The following is a 20954-nucleotide window of genomic DNA, read 5'->3' as shown; positions in this document are numbered from 1 at the left end:
CGATCTTCTCGCCGGGGCGCACGACGAACAGGTCGCCGACCATCAGCGAGGCGGTCGGGACCCGGGTTTCGACGCCGTCCCGGAGCAGCGTTGCTTCCTTCGCGCCCAGTTCGAGCAGCGCCTTGAGCGCCGCGCCGGAGCGTTTCTTGGCCCTGGCCTCGAAGTAGCGTCCGGCCAGGATGAAGACGGTGACCGCGGATGCGACCTCCAGGTAGATCTCGTCGGCCCCGGCCCCCGGCTCGGCCGTGAAGGAGAATTCCATCGTCATGCCGGCCATCCCGGCCATGCCGAAGAACAGCGCGTAGAGCGACCAGCCGAGCGAGGCGAGCACGCCGACGCTGATCAGGGTGTCCATGGTGGCCGCTCCGTGGCGGGCGTTGACCCAGGCCGCGCGGTGGAACGGCCAGGCACCCCAGACCGCGACGGGCGCGGCGAGGGTGAGGGCGAGCCACTGCCAGTTCGTGAACTGGAGCGCGGGGATCATCGACATCAGCGCGACGGGCGTGGCGAGCGCCGCGGAGACCAGCAGCCGGCGGCGCAGGCTGTTCACTTCCTCGTCCGGCTCGTCGGCGGCATCCGGCAGAGCGGGAGGGGCCGGCAGCTCGGCCGTGTAACCGGTCGCCTCGATGGTCGCGATGGCCTGCTCGACGGTCGTGCCGTCCGGCACGAAGACGGTGGCCTTCTCGGTCGCGTAGTTGACCGATGCCTCGACGCCCGGCATGCGGTTGAGTTTCTTTTCGATCCGCGCCGCACAGGACGCGCAGGTCATCCCGCCTACGACAAGTTCGACCTGCTGACCGCTCATCGGGCCGGGGTCACCAGCTCGTAGCCGGCCTCGTCGATCGCGGCCGCGACCGCGTCAGGGTCAAGCGCGCCAATGCTGGAGACGGTGACTTTGGAGACGCCGCCCGAGACGAGGGCGACCTCCACGTTCTTTGCGCCCTCGAGCTGGCTGAGTTCCTCGGTGACGCTCTTCACGCAGTGCCCGCAGGTCATTCCCGCCACCTCGAAGGTACTCGTCGTCAGTCCGACGTTGGTCGAGGCGGCACCCGCTGGTGCGTGAGCATGCGTTCCGCAGGCGCAGGACGCGTCGGTCAGGCCAAGGTCATTCTGGTTGGTCGTGCACATGAGCAGTCCCTTTCGATCAGTGTTACCCCCCAGGGGTACATATCTACTATACCCCCGGATACCACCAGGGGGTATAGTTGTGTCATGAACGAATCGACCGAAGCGGCGGGCGCGACGCATTCCGGCCCGCACGGGTACATCTCGAATAAGGATGATTACCTCAAACGCCTGCGCCGGATTGAGGGGCAGGCCCGGGGCCTGCAGGGCATGGTGACGGACGAGAAGTATTGCATCGACATCCTCACCCAGATTTCGGCGATGACGAGTGCCCTCCAGTCGGTGGCCCTGGGGCTTCTCGACGAGCACCTGAACCACTGCGTCGTGAATGCCGCCGCGGCTGGGGGCGACGAGGCGGACCTGAAGATGCGCGAGGCCTCGGCCGCGATCGCGCGATTGGTCCGCTCTTAGTCCCACCGCTCTGTTGATTGAACGAGCCCTTCGACGAAACGGGAGCACGTCATGAAAGCGGAGATCCTCCACATCGACGATTGCCCCAGCTGGGAAGAAGCGGGTCGTCGCCTTCGCGTGGCGCTGGATGCGACCGGCCATCAGGTTACGGTCATCACGTACACGCTCGTTGCCTCATCCGCCGCGGCGGCGCAGGTGCCATTCGCTGGCTCTCCGACCATCCTCATTGACGGCACTGATCTGTTTCCCTCTGCTGGGCGCACCAACGACCTCGCGTGCCGGGTTTACATGACACCCGAGGGCCTCGCTGGCCGACCGACGCAAGGACAGCTTCAGGAGGCGCTGGCGTCTCATGGATGAGAAGGCGGAGATCCGTTGTTCCTGCTGTGGCCGTCCGTTCCCGCGCCGTCGTCTCCACGCGCTCGGAGACTCCGAGGCCTGCCGACGATGTGGCCTGTGGGTCGCCCTTCGACTCCACCCCGACCTCCGATAACCGATCCGACGCTCCGCGAAGCCGCGTCTGCATCGCGGACGACATTCTTGCCCCCTTGCGGTTTGGCTAAGAATTCAGCCTGAGGTGTAACGCGATGCCCGCCGACCTCGCCTTCCGGGGTCGGCAGATAACAAGGGGCGTGGCGGCGACGAGGCATTCGGAAAGAACCATGTCCAACCGTCCCACAAGAGGTTCCCATGAAGAAAGTGCGCGAATAGGGCGAAGATCGACGATTGCGCACTCGGGCCGTCCGATCGCGTCCCGGTTGCGCGACCGAGATGGTCCTTGAATCACTTACGGCGAGTTGCTCATCGGCGGTGTCCAATCCCGCGCCGGGACACCGAGAAATTCCTCCGGCATCCGTGTTGCGCAATGGCCATCCAAAATGGCATCGGCTCCGAATACAGGTAAGCAGGGGTTTTCTCGCCCCGGCGAAGCCGGAGGCAATAATGGACACGAGCAAATTCACCACCACGCGACGGCGACTCTGGCCGTGGGCTGCCATTGCCGGTGTCGTGAGTGCCGGCGCATTCCTGGCGGTCGCCGAGCTGGTGGCGTTGCTCATCGCGCGCGACGGGAGCCCCATCCTGGGGGTCGGCTCGTTCGTCATCGACATCGTGCCGCAGTGGGCCAAGGAGTTCGCGATCCAGACCTTTGGATCGAACGACAAGCTATTCCTTCTGATCGGTCTCGGTGTCGGGATCGGGATCGCGGCAGCGGCCGCAGGGGTACTTGAATTCGTCCGCCCGCTGATCGGTGTCGCAGTCCTGGTCGTCGCCGGCGTCGCCTCGGTCGCCTCCGCAGTCACCAGAGCTGCGGCCACACCCTTCGCCTCCCTGCCGACCATCATCGGAACCGTGGCCGGCAGTGTGCTGCTGTATCTGCTGGCTCAACGACTGCGCTCGTGGCGCGACAGTGTGGCCGAACCGGATATGCAGCGTGCGGCCCTGGACCGGCGAGGCTTCATCCGCTTCGCGGCAACGGCGGGAGCGATCGCTCTCGTCGTCGGCGTCGGAGCACGAGTTGTGAACGTTACCAGCTCGTCGATCGCCGGGATCCGTAAAGCCCTGAAGCTGCCGGCGCCGCGTTCGACGGTGACGATTCCAGCGGGCGCCGATCTGCGCATTCCGGGCATATCTCCGCTGTTCACGGCGAACAAGGACTTCTATCGCGTGGACACCGCGCTGAGCGTGCCATCCATCGATCCCGAAACGTGGCGGCTCACCATCGATGGCCTGGTCGACAAGCAGGTGAGCCTGAGCTTCGATGACCTCGTCGGGATGGGGCTCGACGAGTACGTGATTACGCTCACGTGCGTGTCGAACGAGGTCGGGGGCAACCTGGTTGGAAATGCGAAATGGCTGGGCGTGCCGATCCGCAACATCCTGAGCCTGGCATCGCCGAGATCGGGCGCCGACATGGTCCTGTCGCGCAGCGCCGACGGATTCACCGCCAGCACCCCGCTGTCGTCCCTGACCGACCCAGGCTTGAACGCGATCCTCGCGGTCGGCATGAACGGCGAACCGCTTCCCCTTGAGCACGGGTTCCCTGTGCGGATGGTCGTGCCCGGGCTCTACGGTTACGTGTCTGCCACCAAATGGCTCACCGAGCTGAAAGTGACGACGTTCGCGGCGGACACGGCGTATTGGACTCCCCGCGGGTACAGCGCGACGGCGCCGATCAAACTGTCGTCCCGCGTCGACACGCCCCGCATCAATAAGGCCATCGATCCGGGATCCACGAGGATCGCGGGCGTGGCGTGGGCGCAAACGGTCGGCATCGCAGCAGTCGAGGTGAACATCGATGACGGCGACTGGCAGCAGGCGACGCTGTCGACCCCGGTCAACCAGGACAGCTGGGTTCAGTGGTATCTGGACTGGAACGCATCCTCGGGCACCCACTATGTGGCTGTTCGGGCGACCGACAAGAACGGCAAGCTGCAAGAGCAGGAGCCCAGCCCGATCGCACCCAACGGTTCAACCGGCTGGCAGAAGACACTGATCCGGGTCAATTGAAGGTTGGGCCTGGCGCCGAGTTGGTCCACGGCGTCTTGGCTGACCCTGAACTCTGCCGGTCAGACCGGAAGAGCCACCGCACGATCGCACCGCAGCTGACGAAAAGGGCGCCGCTTACCAGAAACGGTACTGACAAGGACAGCGACGACGCGAGCACCCCGCCGAGAGCCGCGCCCACCGTGAGACCGATGAGACCGAGGACCTTGGACGATGCATTGACCCGGCCCCGAAGGCCCTCGGGAACTAGGCGCTGCCGAAGCGACCCCACGCAGATTCCCCACACGACGGAGTGCAGGATGTACGCGGCCAGGAGAGCGGCGGCCACCCACGGGATCCGGACGAACGCTAGCGCGAACATGGCCACGGCTCCGAGGCAGAGACTTCCCACGATCGTCCATCCGTATCCCACTCGTGACCGTAGAGGAGCAGCAACGATCGAGCCGACAAGACCGCCCAGTGCGGAAATCGCCAGGATCAGGCCATACCCCGCTGGGCCAAGTCCCAGCCTGTGCTGGGCAAACAAGACCAGAACGGAAAACGGCATCATGTACGCGACACTCGCGAGCCCGCCGACGACAGCCAGGCCGCTCAGCAGGCGATGCCCGCGGAGCCAACTGGCGCCGTCGGCGGCTTCACGGAACACGGATCGGCGAGGCGATGAAAGGGCGTTGACGGCGCCCTTGCGCGGGAGCGCGAGGAAGAAGAACCCGGCCGCCGTGTAGAGGCCGCCGGCGGCCAGGACCGGAACCGCCACCCCCAGTGCGAACAGGAAGCCGCCCAGTGGCGGACCCGCGAATTCATCGGCGACGAGTTGAGCTGCCGAGATGCGGCTGTTCGCCTGGTCCAGTTTGTTGGCGGGAACAACGGACGGCAGGATCGAAAGTGCCGCGTTGTCCGCGGCAGTCTCCAGGATTCCGACGCCGGCGAGGACGATGTACAGAAGCGGAATGGAACCCAGGCCGATCGCGAACAGGACCGCCATAATGACCAGCAGCGCCGCCCGACTGAGATTCGTAATCCACAGGATCGTTCGACGGTCGAACCGATCGACGTAGACCCCGACCGGGACAACCACGAGCAAACGCACCGCCGAGTACATGGCGGCAAGGCCGGCGATGAGAATCGCATCCGTCGTCAACGATGTCGCGAGCAGCGGTATCGCAACGAAAATCAGGCCGTCGCTCAGATTGCCGGCCGCACTGCCCGCCCACAGCTGCCTGAACCCTCTACCCAACGACACGTGCAAACCCTAGCTGCCCCGAGCCATCGACGATTTATGTCGAGGCGCCGAAATGCTTCCGCGCCGGGTTCTGGCGCAGCTCTGGTATCTTCACCGTGTGACCCGACTTCGACGGAGCGACACGACGAAGCCCGGCTTCGCCAGGCGGCGTGCGGGGCGCGGCTTCAGCTACCGGGATCCGGCCGGTGGACTGGTAACCGACCCGCAATTGCGGGCCCGATTCAATGCCCTGGCAATCCCCCCGGCATGGACGGATGTCTGGATTGCACCGCATCCGAACGCCCACATCCAAGCGACGGGACTGGACGACGCCGGCCGCCGACAGTACCTCTACCATCCGGCGTGGCGCCTCAAACAGGACAGAGTGAAGTTCGATCGGGCGCTCGCGCTCGCCGAGACCCTTCCGGCGGCACGGGGAACGGTCACCCGTTGGCTGCGCCAGGACGGAGAGTCCCGCGAACGCACGCTGGCTGCGGCCTTCCGGATGCTCGACAGCGGGTCTTTGCGGATCGGTAGCGAGCGCTACACCGACGCGCACGGCAGCCATGGCCTCTCGACCCTTCTCAGCTCGCATGTGCAACTCGACGGCGACACCCTGTTCCTGCGTTTTCCCGCCAAGAGCGGTCAGGTCTGGGAGAGCAGCATCAGGGATCCTGACCTCGCCGCTTTCCTCCGGGAGGGCAATCGCTCCCCGGACGACCCTGTTCTGAGCTGGTCGGAGGGCGGCGAGCGCCGTGCGCTCACCGCCACCGAGATCAACGCGTTCATCAAGGAGCGCACGGGATCTGATTTCACCGCGAAGGACTTTCGCACCCTGAGCGGAACTGTCGTCGCGGCGGTCAGCCTGGCGGCGGCCGGACCGGCCGACAGCATCCGCGAACGCAACGCTGCGGTCTCGCAGGCGATGCAGGATGCGGCGGACGTGCTCGGCAATACGCCCACGATCGCGCGGAAGAGTTACGTGGATCCGCGCGTACTCGACTATTTCATCGCGGGCGAGACCATCGGCACGACCAGGCTCGCCTCCGGCGAAGCGGCACTGCGAAGCCTGCTCATCAGGTGACTGTCCGTGCATGAGGTCAGCTCGGCGACGCGGCGTTTGCGAGCATTCATAACGTCTGCAGCCTGTCGCGGGTGTCTGAAACAAAACAACCCCTGGTTTCCGCGGAAACTCAGGGGTTAAAGCTGGGGCACCTGAACTCGAACCAAGAACAACTGATGCGAGCCGGACTGCGAGTCTCGGCGGCTTCCCATCCCCAAGTCCCGCGTGATTTCGCGGAAGTTGGTGGATGTAGTTCACCAGTTGCTACGTATCGATACGGGCTGTTCTGGCACTTTCCGAGGCTTTTTGGCACTCAAAGTGGCACCCGCGAAACTCGGCATGAAGTCGGTCGGAAGCCGCGCCGTTCGCCGCCCGCTGAGAGCCAAGTTCTTTCAAGCGGGGTAAACGGAGCGACTCTTCAGTCGGAGCGCCGCAGCCCATTCGCGGCGCGGGCGAGTGCGGTTAGGGTCCCCCTTGCGAGCGACATAGCGAGACAATTCATCGTTGGTGGCACAGCCGACCGTCATGACGCGCGCAAGCGAAACGAAGCTGTCCGGGTCACTACCTACGCGGGCAGCGCTGGCGATTAGCAGTTCCACGTCGCGGTTCAGCGCGGGCCGGGAGAGCTAAACCGGCGGTCAATGATTGCGACGATCGCTGCGGCTGTGGCGATGCCGGCGGCGAAGACCGTTGGAAGGTGGAGCGCCGTGCCGATGAGCGCACCGGCGGCGGCGGTTCCGGCTGAGCCTGCGGTGATTTTCAGGGCGCCGACCCACACGAAGATCTGCCCGCGCGCGGCGGCCGGGGAGTGTTCGCTACGCGCGGCGAGAGTGGCGGCGAAGAAGTACGAGTTCGCGATGCCGACCGCGGCATAGGCGACGACCGCGGCGGTGAGATTCGGAACGAGCAACACGGCGAAGAGAGCGGCAGCGACGATCAGGGCGAGATAGGGCATGAGCACGTCCGCATCACCTCGAAGAGGGCGAATCATCACATCGACCGACCCTGCGAGACTGCCAGCGCCGTAAGCGGCGATGAGCGCCGCCGCCGCGCCCGCGCCCTCCCCGAGGCTGGCCGTCGACGACACCGCGACGATCGGCAGCACTGCGACAGACAACGGCGGCCGCGATGGCCTTCAACCTCACCCGCGCCGCGGCGACCATCGCCGGCACCGACCTGGCCAAAGCGACCACGGCCACCATCCGACGCAAATTCGTCACCGTCCCAGCCAGGATCGTATTGTCCGCCAGACGCATAATGCTCCACCTGCCCGGTCAATGGCCATGGGAAATCGTGTGGACCACCCTATTCCGCCACAGCACCGAGCGCCCCGACCCGCGCCCAGCTGACGACAAGACCCCCGAACCAAACGACTAGAACCACGAGTGGAACACCACGGGCAGCGAGGCCCCGCGTTCAACCGCGCCCAACAGCCCCAACCCGGGTCAGAGCCCGACCCGAGCCCCACGCCGATCGGTGGATCGAGGCTAAGTCCGCACCCTGCCGCCGTGACCAGTAGCAGCTATCTGTCGGCAGCGCTCCTCGGCGGGCTGCAGGTCAACTCCCCACTGGGGTGGGCGTGGGCGGATTCGATCGACGCTCTCGTGATTGCGGGTTGCCATTCAGACTGGAAGCCTGATTCCCGGGAGATCGCGGACGCTAAGGAGCGGGCACATGATCCACGTTAGATCCAAAGATTCAAATGTGAAGAACGTAGGTCTTGAGATCGCTCATGGTCTGGGCCATGTGGCTGTCCATCGCGAGTCGCGCGCGCTCGGGGTCACCGGAGGCCAGAGCTTCAAGTATTTGGGCGTGTTCGCGGAGGGCGTTCGCCTGAATTTGCACGATTTTGGAGGTCTGGGCGCGCCGTGCTGAAAGAACGTGTGACAGCGGTGCGAAAAGGACGGCTACGAATACGTTGCCCGAGGCGTGCAAGATTACGTCATGGAATGCGAGGTCCGCTTCGACGAAGCGGCCGACATCGTTGGCCGCGTGAGCCTCGCCCATTGCTGTCACGTGCTCGAGCATGCTCTCAAGTTCTTCCGCGGTAATGCGGCGGGCAGCGAGTTCGGCGGCACCGGACTCCAGCATTCGGCGCAGTTCGATCAGCTGAACCGCTGCAGTGGCGTCGTTCTCGCCCTCGGCGGCTGCGCGCAGGACGGCCCCCATCGATGTCCAGCGCCGCAACTCATTCACGTAGGTGCCGCGCCCGCGCTCGATCCGGACCACGCCTTGGGCTTCCAGGGTTTTGACGGCCTCGCGGACCGTCATTCGGCTGACCTCGTGCTGCGCCGTGAGCTCGAGCTCGCCCGGCAGGGTGGACCCGGGCGGGAATTCACCGGACACGATCCGGTTAAGGAGGTCATCCGATACCATGCCCACCAGTGACTGACGTGCCATGCTGCTCTCCTCCCGGGAATTTCCTGTTCAGCTTACGGTGTGACACACACGCGACGGGTACGGCAATAGCGCGCTGACTCGCGCGCTGTTCAGATCTTACTAAAGATAAGATGTCAGACACGCGCGCAGTGCGAACCTGAGCGTGTTCAGCCATCAATCTTCGGGAGATGTCGCCATGCAAACGCCGATCGACAGTCACGCCAATCAGGTCATCGTCACCGTTCTGGGCCTTGGTGCGATGGGCCTACCCATTGCCACCCGGCTGGTCCGGCAGTTCCGAGTCCACGGCTTCGACCTCCATGAGGATCGGAGACTTCTGGCTGCCGCCGTCGGCGTGGAGACTTTCGATACCGCTGCTGCCGCCGTCTCCGGAGCAGGAATTGTCCTAGTCGCCGTGCGAACCGGCGAGCAACTCAATGACGTGCTCTTCGGTGCAACCGGAGTGGCCGAAGCACTGTCGTCTGGTTCCGTCGTTATCTTGACCAGCACCGTCGGCAGTGATGCGATCCCGGCGGCGGAGAGGTTGGCCGACCTGAACGTCGCCCTCGTGGACGCACCGCTTTCGGGAGGACCGTTGCGGGCCAGCGCAGGCGACCTGCTCATCATCGTGGGGGCCGAGCCCCGGGCGTTGGAACGGGCGCGGCCGGTTCTGGAGTGTCTCGCCTCCACTCTCACCATCGTTGGAGACAAGCCCGGGGACGGCCAGGCGCTGAAGACGGTCAATCAGCTGCTCTGCGGTGTGCACATTGCGGCAGCCGCCGAGGCGCTGGCGCTGGCGGATGCCCTCGGCCTGGACCTGGCCAGGACTCTCGAGGCGCTTGAGGCTGGGGCTGCTGGCTCCTTTATGCTGTCCAACCGCGGCCCTCGTATCCTCCAGGCGTACGACGAGGATGGCGCCCAGGTGCTCAGCCGGCTGGACATCTTCGTAAAAGACATGGGGATCGTCGGCCGAGCCGCGCGCGCCGCCGGGTCGCCCTCCCCGCTGGCCGCCGCCGCAGAACAGCTTTACCTGCTGGGCCAGGCGCAGGGCCTGGGTGCGGCAGATGATTCCGCCATCATCAAAGTTCTCGCACCATCCAAACGGTCCTGACCCAACACAAAGGAAGTCTCATATGCGCACTCAACTCGACGTCCTCGTCCGGACCGCACTCGCCCGCGGAGCTGCGGTGCCCGCTTTCACCTGTTACGACTTCACGACGGCGCTGGCCGTGGTGGAAGCCGCGGAACACATCGGGGCGGGGGTGATCCTGCTCGTTGCACCCAAGACGGCCGCTTCGCCAGTCGGGCTTCGACTCATCCGTGCCCTGCGGGGACTTGCCGACGCTGCCGCGGTTCCCGTTTCCATCCAGCTTGACCATGCCAGTGACATCACGGCCATCCTGGCTGGAGTGGCTGCAGGCGCCGACGCCGTCCTGGTGGATGGCTCCGCCCTGACCTATGAGGAGAACATCCAGCTGGTTCGGGCGGCACGGGACGCCATCGGCGACCCCGGAATTGTGCTGGAGGCGGAATTGGGGGGGTTAGCCGGGGACGAGGACAGGGCCTTTGCCCTGAACGCCTCCGGACTCACCGATCCCGGGCAGGTGGCCGACTTTGTAGCCCGTTCCGGGGCGCAGCTGCTCGCCGTTGCGATCGGCAATGTGCACGGACGGTACGCAGGCGAGCCCCGGATCCGCTGGGATGTACTGGCTGACATCACCAGCAGAACCAAAGTCCCTGTGGTGCTCCACGGAGCGTCCGGACTGGCCGCCCAGGACCTGGCACAGGCACCGGCGAGTGGGGTGGGGAAGGTGAACTTCAACACAGAACTGCGCACCGGAGTTCTGTCCATGCTGCAGATGCAAATCCTTGCTCACCGCGAGGACGGGGAGAACCTTCTAGGGATCCTTGACCTCTGGCGGGAGACGGTGCGGGCATTCACCACTGCGTCCCTGGAGACGCTCTCAGGACGCGCGAACCACTAGATCTGGGGGAAATCGAAAGTGGCCGGATCGCCGCTGGTCCGCAGCCCGGATTCGAGCCCATTGATCGAGTCAATTTCCTCCTGGGTGAGCGAGAAATCAAAGACATCGATGTTCTCGTGCACGCGATGCTCGCTCACTGACTTCGGAATGACGATGAATCCGCGCTGCAGGTGCCAGCGCAGCACGACCTGGGCAGGCGACTTCCCATGATTCTGGGCGATGCTCCGCATGACGGCACCGGTCAGATCCTGTCCCTGGCCGAGGGGGCTGTACGATTCAACGGCGATCCCACGGGCGGCGGAGTACGCAATGAGCTCGGCCTGCTGGAAGCTCGGGTGCAGTTCGATCTGGTTCACGGCCGGAACGATGTCGCCCTCCGCCAGGATCCGGTCGAGGTGAGGCTGGAGGAAATTCGACACCCCGATGGCGCGAACGACACCATCCGCATAAAGCTTCTCCAGCGCCTTCCAGCTTTCCACGAAGAGGTTGTGGCGCGGGTAGGGCCAGTGGATCAGGTACAGGTCGATGACGTCGAGCCCCAGCTCTTTGCGGCTCGTCTCGAATGCCCTGAGAGCGCCTTCATGCCCTTGATCGGCGTTGCGGAGCTTGGTCGTGATGAAGATTTCGTCGCGCGGGATCCCACTTGCGCGTACGGCTTCGCCGACTCCCGCTTCGTTGGCGTAGGCCGCCGCGGTATCGATGTGGCGATAGCCGGCTTTCAACGCTCGGTCGGTTGCAGCGCGCACATCGCCAGGCTCGATTTGGTATACGCCGAAGCCCAGCTGGGGGATCTTGACGGAGTTGTTGAGGACGATTGAGGGAATGGTCGGCATTGGTTCTCATCTCTATTGGGGTGGTGCGTGATGTTCTCGGCTCTGGGGCAAGTGTCTAACGGTTGTAGTTGGCCATGGGGCCTCGGAGCGTCAATCCCACGTCATCGCACGCAGCGATCACATCCGCTGCCAGCGGGCCCTTCTCCGCCGCGAGGATGTTGGAGTGCAACTGCTCGAGCCGCGAAGCGCCCAACAGGATAGCGCCGACGTCCGGTCTATTCATCAACCAGCGCAATGACAGTTCGATGAGCGTGATGCCGGCGCCGGCAGCGATCTTTGCCAGGGAATCGATCGCGGTGAAGAGCCGAGGATCCCAGTACCGCTGTTTGTACATTTCCGCCAGCTTCGAACTTCCGAAACGCCCCTCAGTGGGCAGCTCGGCGAACCGGTGACTTCCGGTGAGCAAACCGCCGCCCAGCGGGTTGTACACCATGGTCAGCAGGCCGGTCGCGCCGGCGAACTCAAGATATTCTTCCTCGATGCGCCTGGCCACCAGGTTGAAGAGCTGTTGCGCGACGACGGGACGCGGGGTGCCGATGGCATCCGCGACGTAATTGAGTTCGCTGATCTGCCAGGCAGCGAAATTCGAGACGCCCAGAGCGCCGATCGTCCCCTGCCGAACGAGTTCCGCGACGGCGCCCATGGTCTCCTCCAGGGGAGTGGCGCGGTCCGGCTGGTGCAGATAGAACAGGTCGATGCGCTCGACTCCCAGGCGGCGAAGACTGCCGCTGACAGAGCGGCGCAGACCGGCGTCGGAGAGCGGGGAGTGCTCCCCGGCGTCAGGATTCGGCATGCCCGCCTTGGACGCTAGCAGAACGGAATCGCGGCGTTTGGGTAGGAGTGAGGCCAGGATTTCCTCACTCGCTCCACCGGCGTACACGTTGGCCGTATCAATCACGGTGATGCCTGCATCCAGGGCAGCGTCGATCAGCGAGGCAGCCGTGGCAGCGTCGACTGTGTCTCCGAACGTCATCGTGCCGAGGGCAACGTGAGAGATGGGCAGGTCGAGGCCTGCGACATGCGTTCCATGCATCGGCGTACTTCCTTCAGCCAGGTCTTCTTCTGTGGATTACCCTGCCATGATTGCGCAAAACGCGCAAGCCAAGTAGCGTGATGTGCGCAGGAGCGCTGTGAACGTGGACGGTAAGAGGGCATCGGAGAGGTGAGGAATGACGCGCATCGTGGCGCAGCCCGTTCCGTTTTGAACGCACTAGGCATTGCGTGGCTCGAGCCGCCGGCCGAAATCCAACATGGGGCGGTACTTTCACTTACCGACCGCAACACGCTTGTCGTCACCAGACCCGGAACTTTCGGAGGGCACGGCAGCCTGCGCACCATCCTCGACCGCGTCCACGCATATCTGGCAGCCGGGACCGTCCAGCCGGAGATGCCTAGGAAGGCACATTCATGAATACCTTTGAACCGCAGGACCTGCCCGTCCTAGCAGTGACGATGGGCGACGGTGCGGGCGTGGGACCCGAAATTGTGGTTGCGGCGCTCCTGGACCCGAAGACGAGTGCGGAAAGCCGGCCCGTTGTCATCGGCGACGCGCTCCGGCTGCGGCAAGTCGCTGAGCTCATCGGGGCCACGGTCGCGATCGTGCCCGTCGACAGCGTTGCCGATGCCGTGTTCGAGCAGGGCCGGATCAACGTCATCGACCTGGCGTTGCTGCCTGAGGACTTGCCTTGGGGAGAACTGTCCGCGGCGGCAGGTCACGCGGCCTACGAATACATCAAAGTCGCAGCGGAGCTGGCCATGTCCGGTGAGGTCCAGGCAATCTGTACTGCTCCCTTAAACAAGGAGGCGCTGCACGCGGCCGGCCACCTCTATCCGGGCCACACAGAACTCCTCGCCAGCCTGACCGGAACGGATGAAGTGTCGATGATGCTGTCAACCAGCCGAATCAAGGTCATCCACGTCACGACGCATATCGGCCTGGTGGACGCTGTAAGGAAGATCAACCCGGGGTTGGTGGAACGCACAATTCGCCGTGGGCATGAGGCGCTAGTGCGGGCGGGCAACCCCCAGCCGAAAATCGGCGTCTGCGCTATCAACCCGCATGCCGGCGAGGGCGGACTGTTCGGCCAGGGCGAAGAGGCCGAGAAGATCGAGCCCGGCGTCAGGGCGGCGCGTGGTTCAGGCATCGATGTGTACGGTCCTCTTGCGGCAGACACGCTATTCTTCCTGGCTGGTCGCGGCGACTATGACCTGGTCGTAGCGATGTATCACGATCAGGGTCATGGTCCCGTCAAGGTCTTGGGCATCGAAGCCGGTGTGAACATCACGGTCGGAACGCCGGTGATTCGCACCTCGGTTGATCACGGCACCGCCTTTGACATTGCGGGAAAGGGCATTGCGGACCCGCGAAGCATGGTCGAAGCGCTGCACCAAGCAGCAGAGATGGCCACTCGCCCGGGCGTGGCCGCATGACACCGTCGGAAACCCGCCGTGAGGAGATCGTTCGCCTGGCCACCACGGCGGGTACGGCTAACGTCGAGGATCTGGCTATCCACTTCCGTGTCACGGCGTCAACAATTCGCCGGGATCTCGCGGCATTGAACGCACAAGGCAAGCTCGCCCGCACCTACGGAGGCGCACTCGGTCTCGTCGCGCACCCCGAAGCTTCATTACGGGAACGCATGGGCGAGGCCTACGAGGAAAAGCGTGCCATCGCACGATGGGCCGCGGCCCGGGTGCAGCCAGGCGAGAGCTTGCTGCTGGATGCCGGCTCCACCGTCGCTGCCGTCGCCCATGAATTGCGCTCGGCCAGGGATCTTCGCGTTGCGACCGTGGGGTTGACCGTGCTCCAGGAACTGGCAGATGCCAAAGGCATCCAGGTCGAATGCCTGGGAGGTCGATTGCGTCGGCTGAGCCAAAGTTTCCTGGGGTCGCTGACGGAAGCCGCATTGGAACGAATGACGTTCGATCGAGTCTTCCTCAGCGCCGACGCCGTCACGCCAGGCAACGGCATCTGCGAGGCTGACCTGGAACAGACCAGGCTCAAGGAGCTCATGGCGCGGAGAGCAGAAAAGATCTACGTTCTTGCACACGGCGCCAAGCTGGGCAAGAGCCCGTTCCATGCGTGGGCTCGCCTTCCGTTGCCGTGGAATCTCGTCACGGACAATTCCGCTTCCGAAGATATCGTCGACGCATTTGTCGCCGAGGGCGTCACCGTTGTTGTCGTGGACGGCTTGAGCGCGTAACTGCCGCCGCCGTGCCCGCCTGGTTTCGGGTCTTCCGGCGCGCCCTCCGGGCCTCTGCCGCCGCCCGGCGCGGTACCTGTGAGGATGCCCGGCCCCTGCCGTGGCCCCTGCCGTGGCCCCTGCCGTGGCCGCCGATTCGGAATTGTTACCTTACCGGATTGACAAGCTCGCGCGCTTCGATAAAGATAAGTCATCAGACGTCCTGCGTCTTACCTCAAAGGAGATTAGTCGTGTCAAAGAAGATTGCGATCCTGCATACCAGCTTCGTGTTTGTCTCCGTGGAGCCGGTGATCAACAACCTCATCGCAGAGCTCATTCCGGACGCCGAGGTCATTCACTTCGTTGACTCTGACGTCCTTGCCACGGTCGTTCGCGAGCAGGGGATCTCGGCGAACAGCGCATTGCGGATGACGCATCTTGCGCAGGCGGCAGAAGCGGCCGGCGCCGATATCATTTTCTCGGCGTGCTCGTCGCTGGGCCCGGCGCTGGACGTCGCTGCCCGCAGCGTTCACACGCCCATCGTGAAGATCGACGAGGCCATGGCCATACAGGCAGCCCGCGAGGGAACCAAGATCGGTGTCCTGGCCACCGTCCCCACCACGCTCGGACCGACTTCTGACCTCATCTCCGCACGGGCAGCGGAGATCGGGCGAACGGTCACGATCGAGCAGAGGTTGTGCAGCGGTGCCTTCGATGTGCTGATGTCGGGAGACCGTGCCAAGCACGACGAAATGGTGACCGAACAGGCCATGGATCTGGCGAAGAGTGTTGACATGATCGTCCTGTCGCAGGCATCTATGAATCGTCTTGCAGGCAGCCTGCACGAGCAGACGAAGCTTCCGGTGTTGTCCAGCCCCCGCATCGGCGTGGAATATCTGGCCCAGCGCGTCGCGGAACTCGGGGAATGAAGCCGAAGAACCTCGCCGAGGAGGTGAGGGATGCCGACGAGTTGTTGGTCGCCGGACCCCCCGTCCTGCGCCTGCCCGAGGCCCGCCTGCAGATTCGCGAAGCGAACGCCGCCAGCCGAACCTGGGTGATCGTGCTCGATGACGATCCGACGGGAAGCCAGTCGGTTCAGGGTGTCCCGGTGCTCACCGGGTGGACCCCTGACGATCTTCACTGGGCTTTCGACCAGCCCGCGAATGGCTTCTTCATCCTCACCAACACCCGAGGGCTGAACCAAGACGAAGCTCGGGCCACCATTAGGGACGTCGCTGACGTCATCGACCGAGTCGCCACCGAGCTGGGCGCGCACTACACGTTGATCACACGCAGCGACTCGACCCTGCGCGGGCATTACCCCCTGGAAACGGACGTGCTCATCGATCTCGCTCGTTCAGCGGGTACGCCCTACGACGCCTTGATCATCGCCCCTGCGTATATTGCGGCGGGAAGGGTGACCGAGGGCGACGTCCACTATGTCGGCACCGGAACCTCTTTTGTACCGGTCGGCCAGACGAACTACGCGCAGGATGCGACCTTCGGGTTCACCAGTTCCAACCTGCGGGACTACGTGCAGGAGAAAACGCACGCGGCCGTCTCATCGGACAGCGTTCTCAGCCTCAGCCTCGAAGACATCCGGGTTGGTGGGGCGGAACGAGTGCGTGACGTTATCCGCAGCTGCAAAAACGCCACCCCGATCATTGTCAATGCGCTGGATGAGGCCGATCTCGATGTTGTCGTCCTGGGCCTCATCCTGGCGGAAGGGGACGGGGCTCGGGTACTGAGCCGCACCGGCCCCTCCTTCGTCGCGGCGCGGCTCGGCATCAAGGGTCGGGCACCGCTCTCCCATGATGAGGTCTTCGCCTCTGGAGAACGTTCGGGAAACGGGTTGGTGGTCGTCGGTTCCCATGTTGAATTGACCACCCGACAGGTCGCGCGGTTGAAGCGCGATGTCGCCGATCTGGCAACCATCGAATTGGACGTTCCGAGACTGCTCGATCCGGCGCAGGCCGACGACGAAATGTCCCGGTGCGGTGATGCCCTGGTGGCAGCCCTCAACCGAACCGATGCGCTGCTCGTGTCAAGCAGGCAGCAAATCGTGGGAGATTCGGGTCATTCCAGCCTCGTAATCGCTCAGGCCGTATCGCACGCGCTGGTGACGCTAGCTGCGCGAGCCGTCGACGAAGTCCCGCTGAAATGGGTACTTGCCAAGGGTGGAATAACCTCAAGCGACGTGGCCACAGAGGGGCTCGACATTCGCCGTGCAACGGTCGTCGGACAATTGTTTCCCGGAATCGTTTCGGTCTGGGTTCACGAAGGCGGTATCGGGCGGGGGCTAAAGGGCCTCCCGTACGTCGTCTTCGCCGGCAATGTCGGGGATGAGTCCACCCTCGCGGACGCAGTCCGTATTCTGCGAGGCAATCAGGCGGGCGTGGGCCTATAAGAACAACGAATCGTCATTTACGAGTGGACGCGGTCGAGAAACGGTGTCCACCAGGAGCAGCAGTACCCACGGCAACAGTTCTATGCACTGATTACAAAGGAGTAGTAATGCGAAAAATCACCATCGCCGCCGCCATGCTGGCCGCGGCAGCCTTCGCCCTCTCGGGCTGCAGCGCGACGACCACCGAAACCAGCCCGGCGGCAGAATCGACCGGTGACAAGCCGGTCTACGTGTTCCTTCCCAAGTCCCTCAACAACCCCTACTGGGTGGACGCCCGCAAGGGAATGGAAGACGAAGCGGCCAAACTTGGCGTCACGGCCAAGTTCCTCGGCCCGGACACAGACGATGCCGCCGCACAGGTAGCCATCTTCGACTCAATCCTCGCCACCAAACCTGCCGGGATTGCCATCTCACCGAATGACCCCGCGAGCGTTCTCGACAACATCGCCAAGGCGACGGCGGCTGGCATCCCGGTCATCGCGTGGGACGGGCCGGTTCCCAACAGCGACGTGTTGGGCTACATCGGAACGGACAACGTCGCTGCCGGTGTCCAGGCAGGCGAGGCTCTGGCCAAGAGCGTCGGCAATAAGGGCAAGGTGGCGGTTGTGATCGGCAGCCTGAGCGCGGTCAACCTCAACCAGCGCCTCGAGGGAGTCAAGAAGGCATTGGCGAAGCACCCCGACATCCAGCTGGTAGCCACCGAGGTTTCCGGTGAATCCGTCGCAACCGCGCAGACAGCCTCCGAGACGATCCTTCAGGCCAACCCGGACCTCGCCGGATTCATCGGCATCGGCGGTTCCGACCTTCCCGGTATCGCCGGGGCTCTAAAGTCGGCCGACAAGTGCGGAACCGTCAAGGCCGTGGGCTTCGACGTTGTTCCGCAGGGTGTTGAGGGCATGAACAACGGCTGCGTGGATGCGCTCATCTCGCAGAAGCCCTTCGGAATGACCGCACAGGCACTTCAGATCCTGGTTGACTTCCACAACAAGTCGTCCAAGCTGGAGAAGGACTTCGTGGTCGACACCGGCGTCGTGACGGTCACTCCCGACACGCTGGCGGAATTCCAGAAGACCGCGCACTAGCATCCACACGGATTGCGGGGTCGGCTGAGAATCCGCCGGCCCCGCATGTCATCCACACCCGTACCAAGCACAAGGGAGCAGCAATGGCTGAGCACACGCTCATCGCAATGCGGGGTATCGTCAAAAGGTATCCAGGCGTTACCGCACTTCGCGATGTCAGCTTGTCGGTCGAGCCGGGCGAGGTGATGGCTCTCGTCGGGGAAAACGGTGCCGGCAAGAGCACACTTTTGAAGATACTCGCCGGTGCGGCACGTGCCGATGAAGGCGTCATCGAGGTGTCCGGCCAGGTCGTTCAGGTCCATTCGCCTCGTGAGTCGCAGGCCCATGGAATCGCTGTCATCTATCAGGAACTTAACTTGGCCAATGATCTCAGCGTTGCCGAGAACATCTACGTTGGTCGGGAGCCGAAGACCCGATTCGGGACCGTTGACTTCCACGCGATGAAGAGCGGCGCCAGTCGGCTCCTGACCAGCCTCGGAATTAACATTTCGCCAGACGAGATCGTCGGAAACCTCAACATCGCCCTGCGCCAGATGGTTGAGATTGCGAAGGCGCTGCTCGTCGACGCTCGCGTTGTCGTGATGGACGAGCCGACCTCTTCGCTGACCGAAGAGGAAGTGGCGACCCTCCTCACGCTCGTGCGCCAGCTCCGCGCCACCGGCGTGAGCGTGATCTACGTTTCGCACCGCATGCGTGAGATTTTCGAGATCGCCGATCGGATCACGGTCATGCGTGACGGATCGGTTGTGGGCGTGTGCGATGCCCAGACAACCAGCCCGAACGACATCGTCCAGATGATGGTTGGCCGTGAACTGGAAGACCTCTACGGGGTGCGCACCGTTCCCGTGGACCACACGGCGATCCCCACGCTGGAAGTGCGGGGACTCAGCTCCGGGGCGCTGCTGCACGACGTGAGCTTTTCGGTTCGACCAGGAGAGATCGTTGCCCTGGCCGGATTGATCGGCGCCGGTCGGAGCGACGCAGCGATGACAATCTTCGGTGCGGTCAAGCGCCGCGGAGGAGAAATCCTCATTGACGGACAGCCGATGGCGTTGCGGACGCCGAATGAGGCAATGGCTGCAGGGATCGGTTTCGTGCCCGAGGACCGGAAACGCCAAGGGTTATTCCTGGGGCTGCCCGTCAGAGAGAACATGTCATCGGCCTCTCTGCCCAGGATCAGCCGGTTGTCCGTAGTGTCGCAACGCCAGGATCGAGAACTCGCTCGCAGATATGCGAAGCAGCTTGGCCTGCGAGAGTCGGCTATCGAAGTCGCCGCCGGCACCCTCAGCGGCGGGAACCAGCAAAAGGTGGTTTTGGCTCGTTGGCTTGCCCGACTCCCCAAGTTGCTCATCCTCGATGAGCCCACGCGCGGCGTCGATGTTGGCGCGAAGGCCGAGATTTACCAGCTGATCCGTACGATCGCCGGCGAAGGCGTCGCGGTGCTGGTCATCTCTTCCGAGCTGACTGAAGTTTTGGGAATCGCCGACCGCATCCTCGTCATGAGAGAGGGTTACGGCGTCGGCGAACTCGACGCTGCCCAGGCAACCGAGAAGCGGGTCATGGCTATGGCAACAGGAGTACAGGAGGACGGTTCATGACAAGCAATGGAGAGATCGTGAAGCAAGAAACGCACGGGGCGTCAAGTACCAACCAGCTTGCACCAGCGATTGCGCGTACGACGCTGGGCCAGAAGACCCGCAAAACGCTGCGGAAGATCGTCACCGCGCGCGAGTCAACCCTCGCCGCGGTCGTGATTCTCCTCGTGGTTTACCTGTCGTGGGCTTCTCCATACTTCTTCACAGCCGGGAACCTCACGGTTGTCGGACGGCAGATCGGTCTTGCCCTGATCATCAGTGTAGGAATGACCTTCGTCATCCTGATCGGCGGAATTGACCTGTCCGTGGGGTCCGTGGTCGCGTTTGTTAGCGTCCTGACCGGCGTTTTCATAGTAAACTTGGGGATCTCGCCGATTGTGGCAGTGCTTCTCGCCCTGGTCGGGGGTGCCGTTGTGGGGCTCGTGAACGGCTCAATCAATGCGTTCATGGGCATACCTTCGTTCGTCGTGACGCTTGGCATGTTGGCTGTGGCCCGCGGCTTGTCCCTGGGCATTACCAGTGGCTCGACGATCAGTGGGTTCCCGTCCGAATTCCTGTTCATTGGACAGGGTGCCTATCTCGGTATTCCCATCCCGGTTTGGGTCGCGGCGATCGTCGCCATCGCGGCGCACCTCGTGCTCACCCGCACCACGTTCGGCCGTCATGTCTACTTCGTTGGATCAAATGAGGAAGCGGCAAAGCTGTCGGGCATTCGAGTCCGACGCGTGAAGATCTCGGTCTTCGTCATCGCCTCGACCCTCGCCGCCGTTTCAGGGATCTTGGAAACCGCGCGATTGAGCGTGGGCCAGCCCGCTGCCGGGAATGGATACGAGCTGCTGGCTATCGGGGCAGCCGTTATCGGTGGAGCAAGCCTCTTCGGCGGAGTGGGCGGAATCCTGGGAACAGCACTCGGAACCTCACTCCTCCTGCTGATCCAGAACGCGCTCATCCTCCTGGGCATTTCCGCCTACTGGCAGCAGGTGTTTAGCGGGGTGATCATCGTGGGCGCGGTCGCTTTGAACATGTGGCGCAAGCAACGTAACTGACACGCACATCACAACAGCGCGTCGAACGGACGCGCATAACACTGCAGCACAGAAGGAGCAATCATGAAGGTACTTATCACCGGAGCCCACGGTAAGGTCGGCCGTGCCGCCACCCAGGC

20 protein-coding genes and 1 pseudogene are annotated in these 20954 nt (G+C 63.8%); 14 read left to right on the top strand and 7 right to left on the bottom strand.

The genetic code is table 11. The annotated features are described in order from the left end of the window. On the bottom strand, positions 1-805 hold an 805-nt coding region (locus BLQ39_RS14630; RefSeq protein ID WP_143006486.1), incomplete at its 3' end, for a cation transporter. Further along, positions 802-1128, bottom strand: coding sequence for a heavy-metal-associated domain-containing protein (locus BLQ39_RS14625; RefSeq protein WP_092325113.1), 327 nt, complete (start codon positions 1126-1128; stop codon positions 802-804). The genes BLQ39_RS14625 and BLQ39_RS14630, both read right to left, overlap by 4 nt. An 84-nt stretch (positions 1129-1212) precedes the next feature. Here BLQ39_RS14625 and BLQ39_RS14620 point away from each other — a divergent pair, with 84 nt between their 5' ends. The 3 genes from BLQ39_RS14620 to BLQ39_RS14610 all read left to right on the top strand — a co-directional run bounded on the left by BLQ39_RS14620 (position 1213) and on the right by BLQ39_RS14610 (position 4044). Beyond that, positions 1213-1536, top strand: coding sequence for a metal-sensitive transcriptional regulator (locus BLQ39_RS14620; RefSeq protein WP_092325111.1), 324 nt, complete (start codon positions 1213-1215; stop codon positions 1534-1536). Between the two features lie 51 nt (positions 1537-1587). Beyond that, positions 1588-1896, top strand: a complete 309-nt coding sequence (locus tag BLQ39_RS14615) for a thioredoxin family protein (protein ID WP_092325109.1) — start codon at positions 1588-1590, stop codon at positions 1894-1896. Between the two features lie 582 nt (positions 1897-2478). Beyond that, positions 2479-4044, top strand: coding sequence for a molybdopterin-dependent oxidoreductase (locus BLQ39_RS14610; RefSeq protein ID WP_092325107.1), 1566 nt, complete (start codon positions 2479-2481; stop codon positions 4042-4044). On the opposite strand, the gene BLQ39_RS14605 is transcribed toward BLQ39_RS14610, so the two are convergent. Continuing rightward, positions 4037-5284: an MFS transporter gene (locus tag BLQ39_RS14605; RefSeq protein WP_092325105.1), complete on the bottom strand. Its 1248-nt coding sequence runs from the start codon at positions 5282-5284 to the stop codon at positions 4037-4039. The two genes, BLQ39_RS14610 and BLQ39_RS14605, sit on opposite strands and share 8 nt — an antisense overlap. Positions 5285-5381: 97 nt before the next feature. Between BLQ39_RS14605 and BLQ39_RS14600 the strand changes: the two genes are divergently transcribed. Continuing rightward, the gene (locus tag BLQ39_RS14600) at positions 5382-6347 is read left to right on the top strand and encodes a DNA topoisomerase IB (RefSeq protein WP_241982883.1); all 966 of its coding nucleotides are present in this window, start codon (positions 5382-5384) and stop codon (positions 6345-6347) included. Positions 6348-6933: 586 nt separating this feature from the next. Here BLQ39_RS14600 and BLQ39_RS14595 read toward each other — a convergent pair. After that, positions 6934-7431, bottom strand: a complete 498-nt coding sequence (locus BLQ39_RS14595) for a hypothetical protein (RefSeq protein ID WP_198417113.1) — start codon at positions 7429-7431, stop codon at positions 6934-6936. 17 nt (positions 7432-7448) lie between these two features. Between BLQ39_RS14595 and BLQ39_RS14590 the strand changes: the two are divergent. Continuing rightward, positions 7449-7703 (top strand): annotated as a pseudogene (locus BLQ39_RS14590) (hypothetical protein); the annotation flags it as partial. A gap of 321 nt (positions 7704-8024) precedes the next feature. Here the strand turns inward: BLQ39_RS14590 and BLQ39_RS14585 are convergent. After that, positions 8025-8726, bottom strand: a complete 702-nt coding sequence (locus tag BLQ39_RS14585; protein ID WP_092325097.1) for a FadR/GntR family transcriptional regulator — start codon at positions 8724-8726, stop codon at positions 8025-8027. Between the two features lie 175 nt (positions 8727-8901). Between BLQ39_RS14585 and BLQ39_RS14580 the strand changes: the two genes are divergently transcribed. Both BLQ39_RS14580 and BLQ39_RS14575 read left to right on the top strand, forming a co-directional pair. After that, the gene (locus BLQ39_RS14580; protein ID WP_092325095.1) at positions 8902-9816 is read left to right on the top strand and encodes an NAD(P)-dependent oxidoreductase; all 915 of its coding nucleotides are present in this window, start codon (positions 8902-8904) and stop codon (positions 9814-9816) included. A 22-nt stretch (positions 9817-9838) separates the two neighbouring features. After that, positions 9839-10690 (top strand): class II fructose-bisphosphate aldolase, encoded by an 852-nt coding sequence (locus BLQ39_RS14575; RefSeq protein ID WP_092325092.1) that lies wholly within the window; start codon positions 9839-9841, stop codon positions 10688-10690. Here BLQ39_RS14575 and BLQ39_RS14570 read toward each other — a convergent pair. Continuing rightward, positions 10687-11523 (bottom strand): aldo/keto reductase, encoded by an 837-nt coding sequence (locus tag BLQ39_RS14570; protein WP_092325090.1) that lies wholly within the window; start codon positions 11521-11523, stop codon positions 10687-10689. The two genes, BLQ39_RS14575 and BLQ39_RS14570, sit on opposite strands and share 4 nt — an antisense overlap. Before the next feature lie 55 nt (positions 11524-11578). Further along, complete coding sequence (locus tag BLQ39_RS14565; protein ID WP_092325088.1) at positions 11579-12556, bottom strand: aldo/keto reductase; 978 nt, start codon at positions 12554-12556, stop codon at positions 11579-11581. A 374-nt stretch (positions 12557-12930) separates the two neighbouring features. Between BLQ39_RS14565 and pdxA the strand changes: the two genes are divergently transcribed. From pdxA to BLQ39_RS14530, 7 genes are all read left to right on the top strand, one after another. Next, positions 12931-13953, top strand: a complete 1023-nt coding sequence (pdxA, locus tag BLQ39_RS14560) for a 4-hydroxythreonine-4-phosphate dehydrogenase PdxA (protein ID WP_241986993.1) — start codon at positions 12931-12933, stop codon at positions 13951-13953. Beyond that, positions 13950-14726 (top strand): DeoR/GlpR family DNA-binding transcription regulator, encoded by a 777-nt coding sequence (locus BLQ39_RS14555; protein WP_092325086.1) that lies wholly within the window; start codon positions 13950-13952, stop codon positions 14724-14726. The genes pdxA and BLQ39_RS14555 overlap by 4 nt, the downstream gene beginning before the upstream one ends. Before the next feature lie 230 nt (positions 14727-14956). Continuing rightward, positions 14957-15634: an aspartate/glutamate racemase family protein gene (locus BLQ39_RS14550; protein ID WP_092325084.1), complete on the top strand. Its 678-nt coding sequence runs from the start codon at positions 14957-14959 to the stop codon at positions 15632-15634. Further along, the gene (locus tag BLQ39_RS14545) at positions 15631-17112 is read left to right on the top strand and encodes a four-carbon acid sugar kinase family protein (RefSeq protein ID WP_092325082.1); all 1482 of its coding nucleotides are present in this window, start codon (positions 15631-15633) and stop codon (positions 17110-17112) included. Before BLQ39_RS14550 ends, BLQ39_RS14545 begins: the two co-directional genes overlap by 4 nt. Before the next feature lie 107 nt (positions 17113-17219). After that, on the top strand, positions 17220-18194 hold the full coding sequence (locus BLQ39_RS14540) for a sugar-binding protein (RefSeq protein ID WP_092325080.1): 975 nt from the start codon (positions 17220-17222) through the stop codon (positions 18192-18194). An 83-nt stretch (positions 18195-18277) separates the two neighbouring features. Beyond that, positions 18278-19792, top strand: coding sequence for a sugar ABC transporter ATP-binding protein (locus BLQ39_RS14535; protein WP_092325078.1), 1515 nt, complete (start codon positions 18278-18280; stop codon positions 19790-19792). Continuing rightward, positions 19789-20835, top strand: coding sequence for an ABC transporter permease (locus BLQ39_RS14530; protein ID WP_092325076.1), 1047 nt, complete (start codon positions 19789-19791; stop codon positions 20833-20835). Before BLQ39_RS14535 ends, BLQ39_RS14530 begins: the two co-directional genes overlap by 4 nt. The last annotated feature ends 119 nt before the right edge of the window (positions 20836-20954 follow it).

It is taken from the genome of Cryobacterium psychrotolerans (assembly GCF_900101115.1).
Lineage (GTDB): Bacteria > Actinomycetota > Actinomycetes > Actinomycetales > Microbacteriaceae > Cryobacterium > Cryobacterium psychrotolerans.
Note: the sequence above shows the minus strand (reverse complement) of the source record. Positions and strands in the feature narration are given on the sequence as shown.

What these genes read in the sequence shown, in the direction of transcription:
- BLQ39_RS14625 (WP_092325113.1), bottom strand. Translation starts at nt 1,128, where the DNA reads ATGTGCACGACCAACCAGAATGACCTTGGCCTGACCGACGCGTCCTGC.
- BLQ39_RS14620 (WP_092325111.1), top strand. Translation starts at nt 1,213, where the DNA reads ATGAACGAATCGACCGAAGCGGCGGGCGCGACGCATTCCGGCCCGCAC.
- BLQ39_RS14615 (WP_092325109.1), top strand. Translation starts at nt 1,588, where the DNA reads ATGAAAGCGGAGATCCTCCACATCGACGATTGCCCCAGCTGGGAAGAA.
- BLQ39_RS14610 (WP_092325107.1), top strand. Translation starts at nt 2,479, where the DNA reads ATGGACACGAGCAAATTCACCACCACGCGACGGCGACTCTGGCCGTGG.
- BLQ39_RS14585 (WP_092325097.1), bottom strand. Translation starts at nt 8,726, where the DNA reads ATGGCACGTCAGTCACTGGTGGGCATGGTATCGGATGACCTCCTTAAC.
- BLQ39_RS14580 (WP_092325095.1), top strand. Translation starts at nt 8,902, where the DNA reads ATGCAAACGCCGATCGACAGTCACGCCAATCAGGTCATCGTCACCGTT.
- BLQ39_RS14575 (WP_092325092.1), top strand. Translation starts at nt 9,839, where the DNA reads ATGCGCACTCAACTCGACGTCCTCGTCCGGACCGCACTCGCCCGCGGA.
- BLQ39_RS14570 (WP_092325090.1), bottom strand. Translation starts at nt 11,523, where the DNA reads ATGCCGACCATTCCCTCAATCGTCCTCAACAACTCCGTCAAGATCCCC.
- BLQ39_RS14565 (WP_092325088.1), bottom strand. Translation starts at nt 12,556, where the DNA reads ATGCATGGAACGCATGTCGCAGGCCTCGACCTGCCCATCTCTCACGTT.
- pdxA (WP_241986993.1), top strand. Translation starts at nt 12,931, where the DNA reads ATGAATACCTTTGAACCGCAGGACCTGCCCGTCCTAGCAGTGACGATG.
- BLQ39_RS14555 (WP_092325086.1), top strand. Translation starts at nt 13,950, where the DNA reads ATGACACCGTCGGAAACCCGCCGTGAGGAGATCGTTCGCCTGGCCACC.
- BLQ39_RS14545 (WP_092325082.1), top strand. Translation starts at nt 15,631, where the DNA reads ATGAAGCCGAAGAACCTCGCCGAGGAGGTGAGGGATGCCGACGAGTTG.
- BLQ39_RS14540 (WP_092325080.1), top strand. Translation starts at nt 17,220, where the DNA reads ATGCGAAAAATCACCATCGCCGCCGCCATGCTGGCCGCGGCAGCCTTC.
- BLQ39_RS14535 (WP_092325078.1), top strand. Translation starts at nt 18,278, where the DNA reads ATGGCTGAGCACACGCTCATCGCAATGCGGGGTATCGTCAAAAGGTAT.
- BLQ39_RS14530 (WP_092325076.1), top strand. Translation starts at nt 19,789, where the DNA reads ATGACAAGCAATGGAGAGATCGTGAAGCAAGAAACGCACGGGGCGTCA.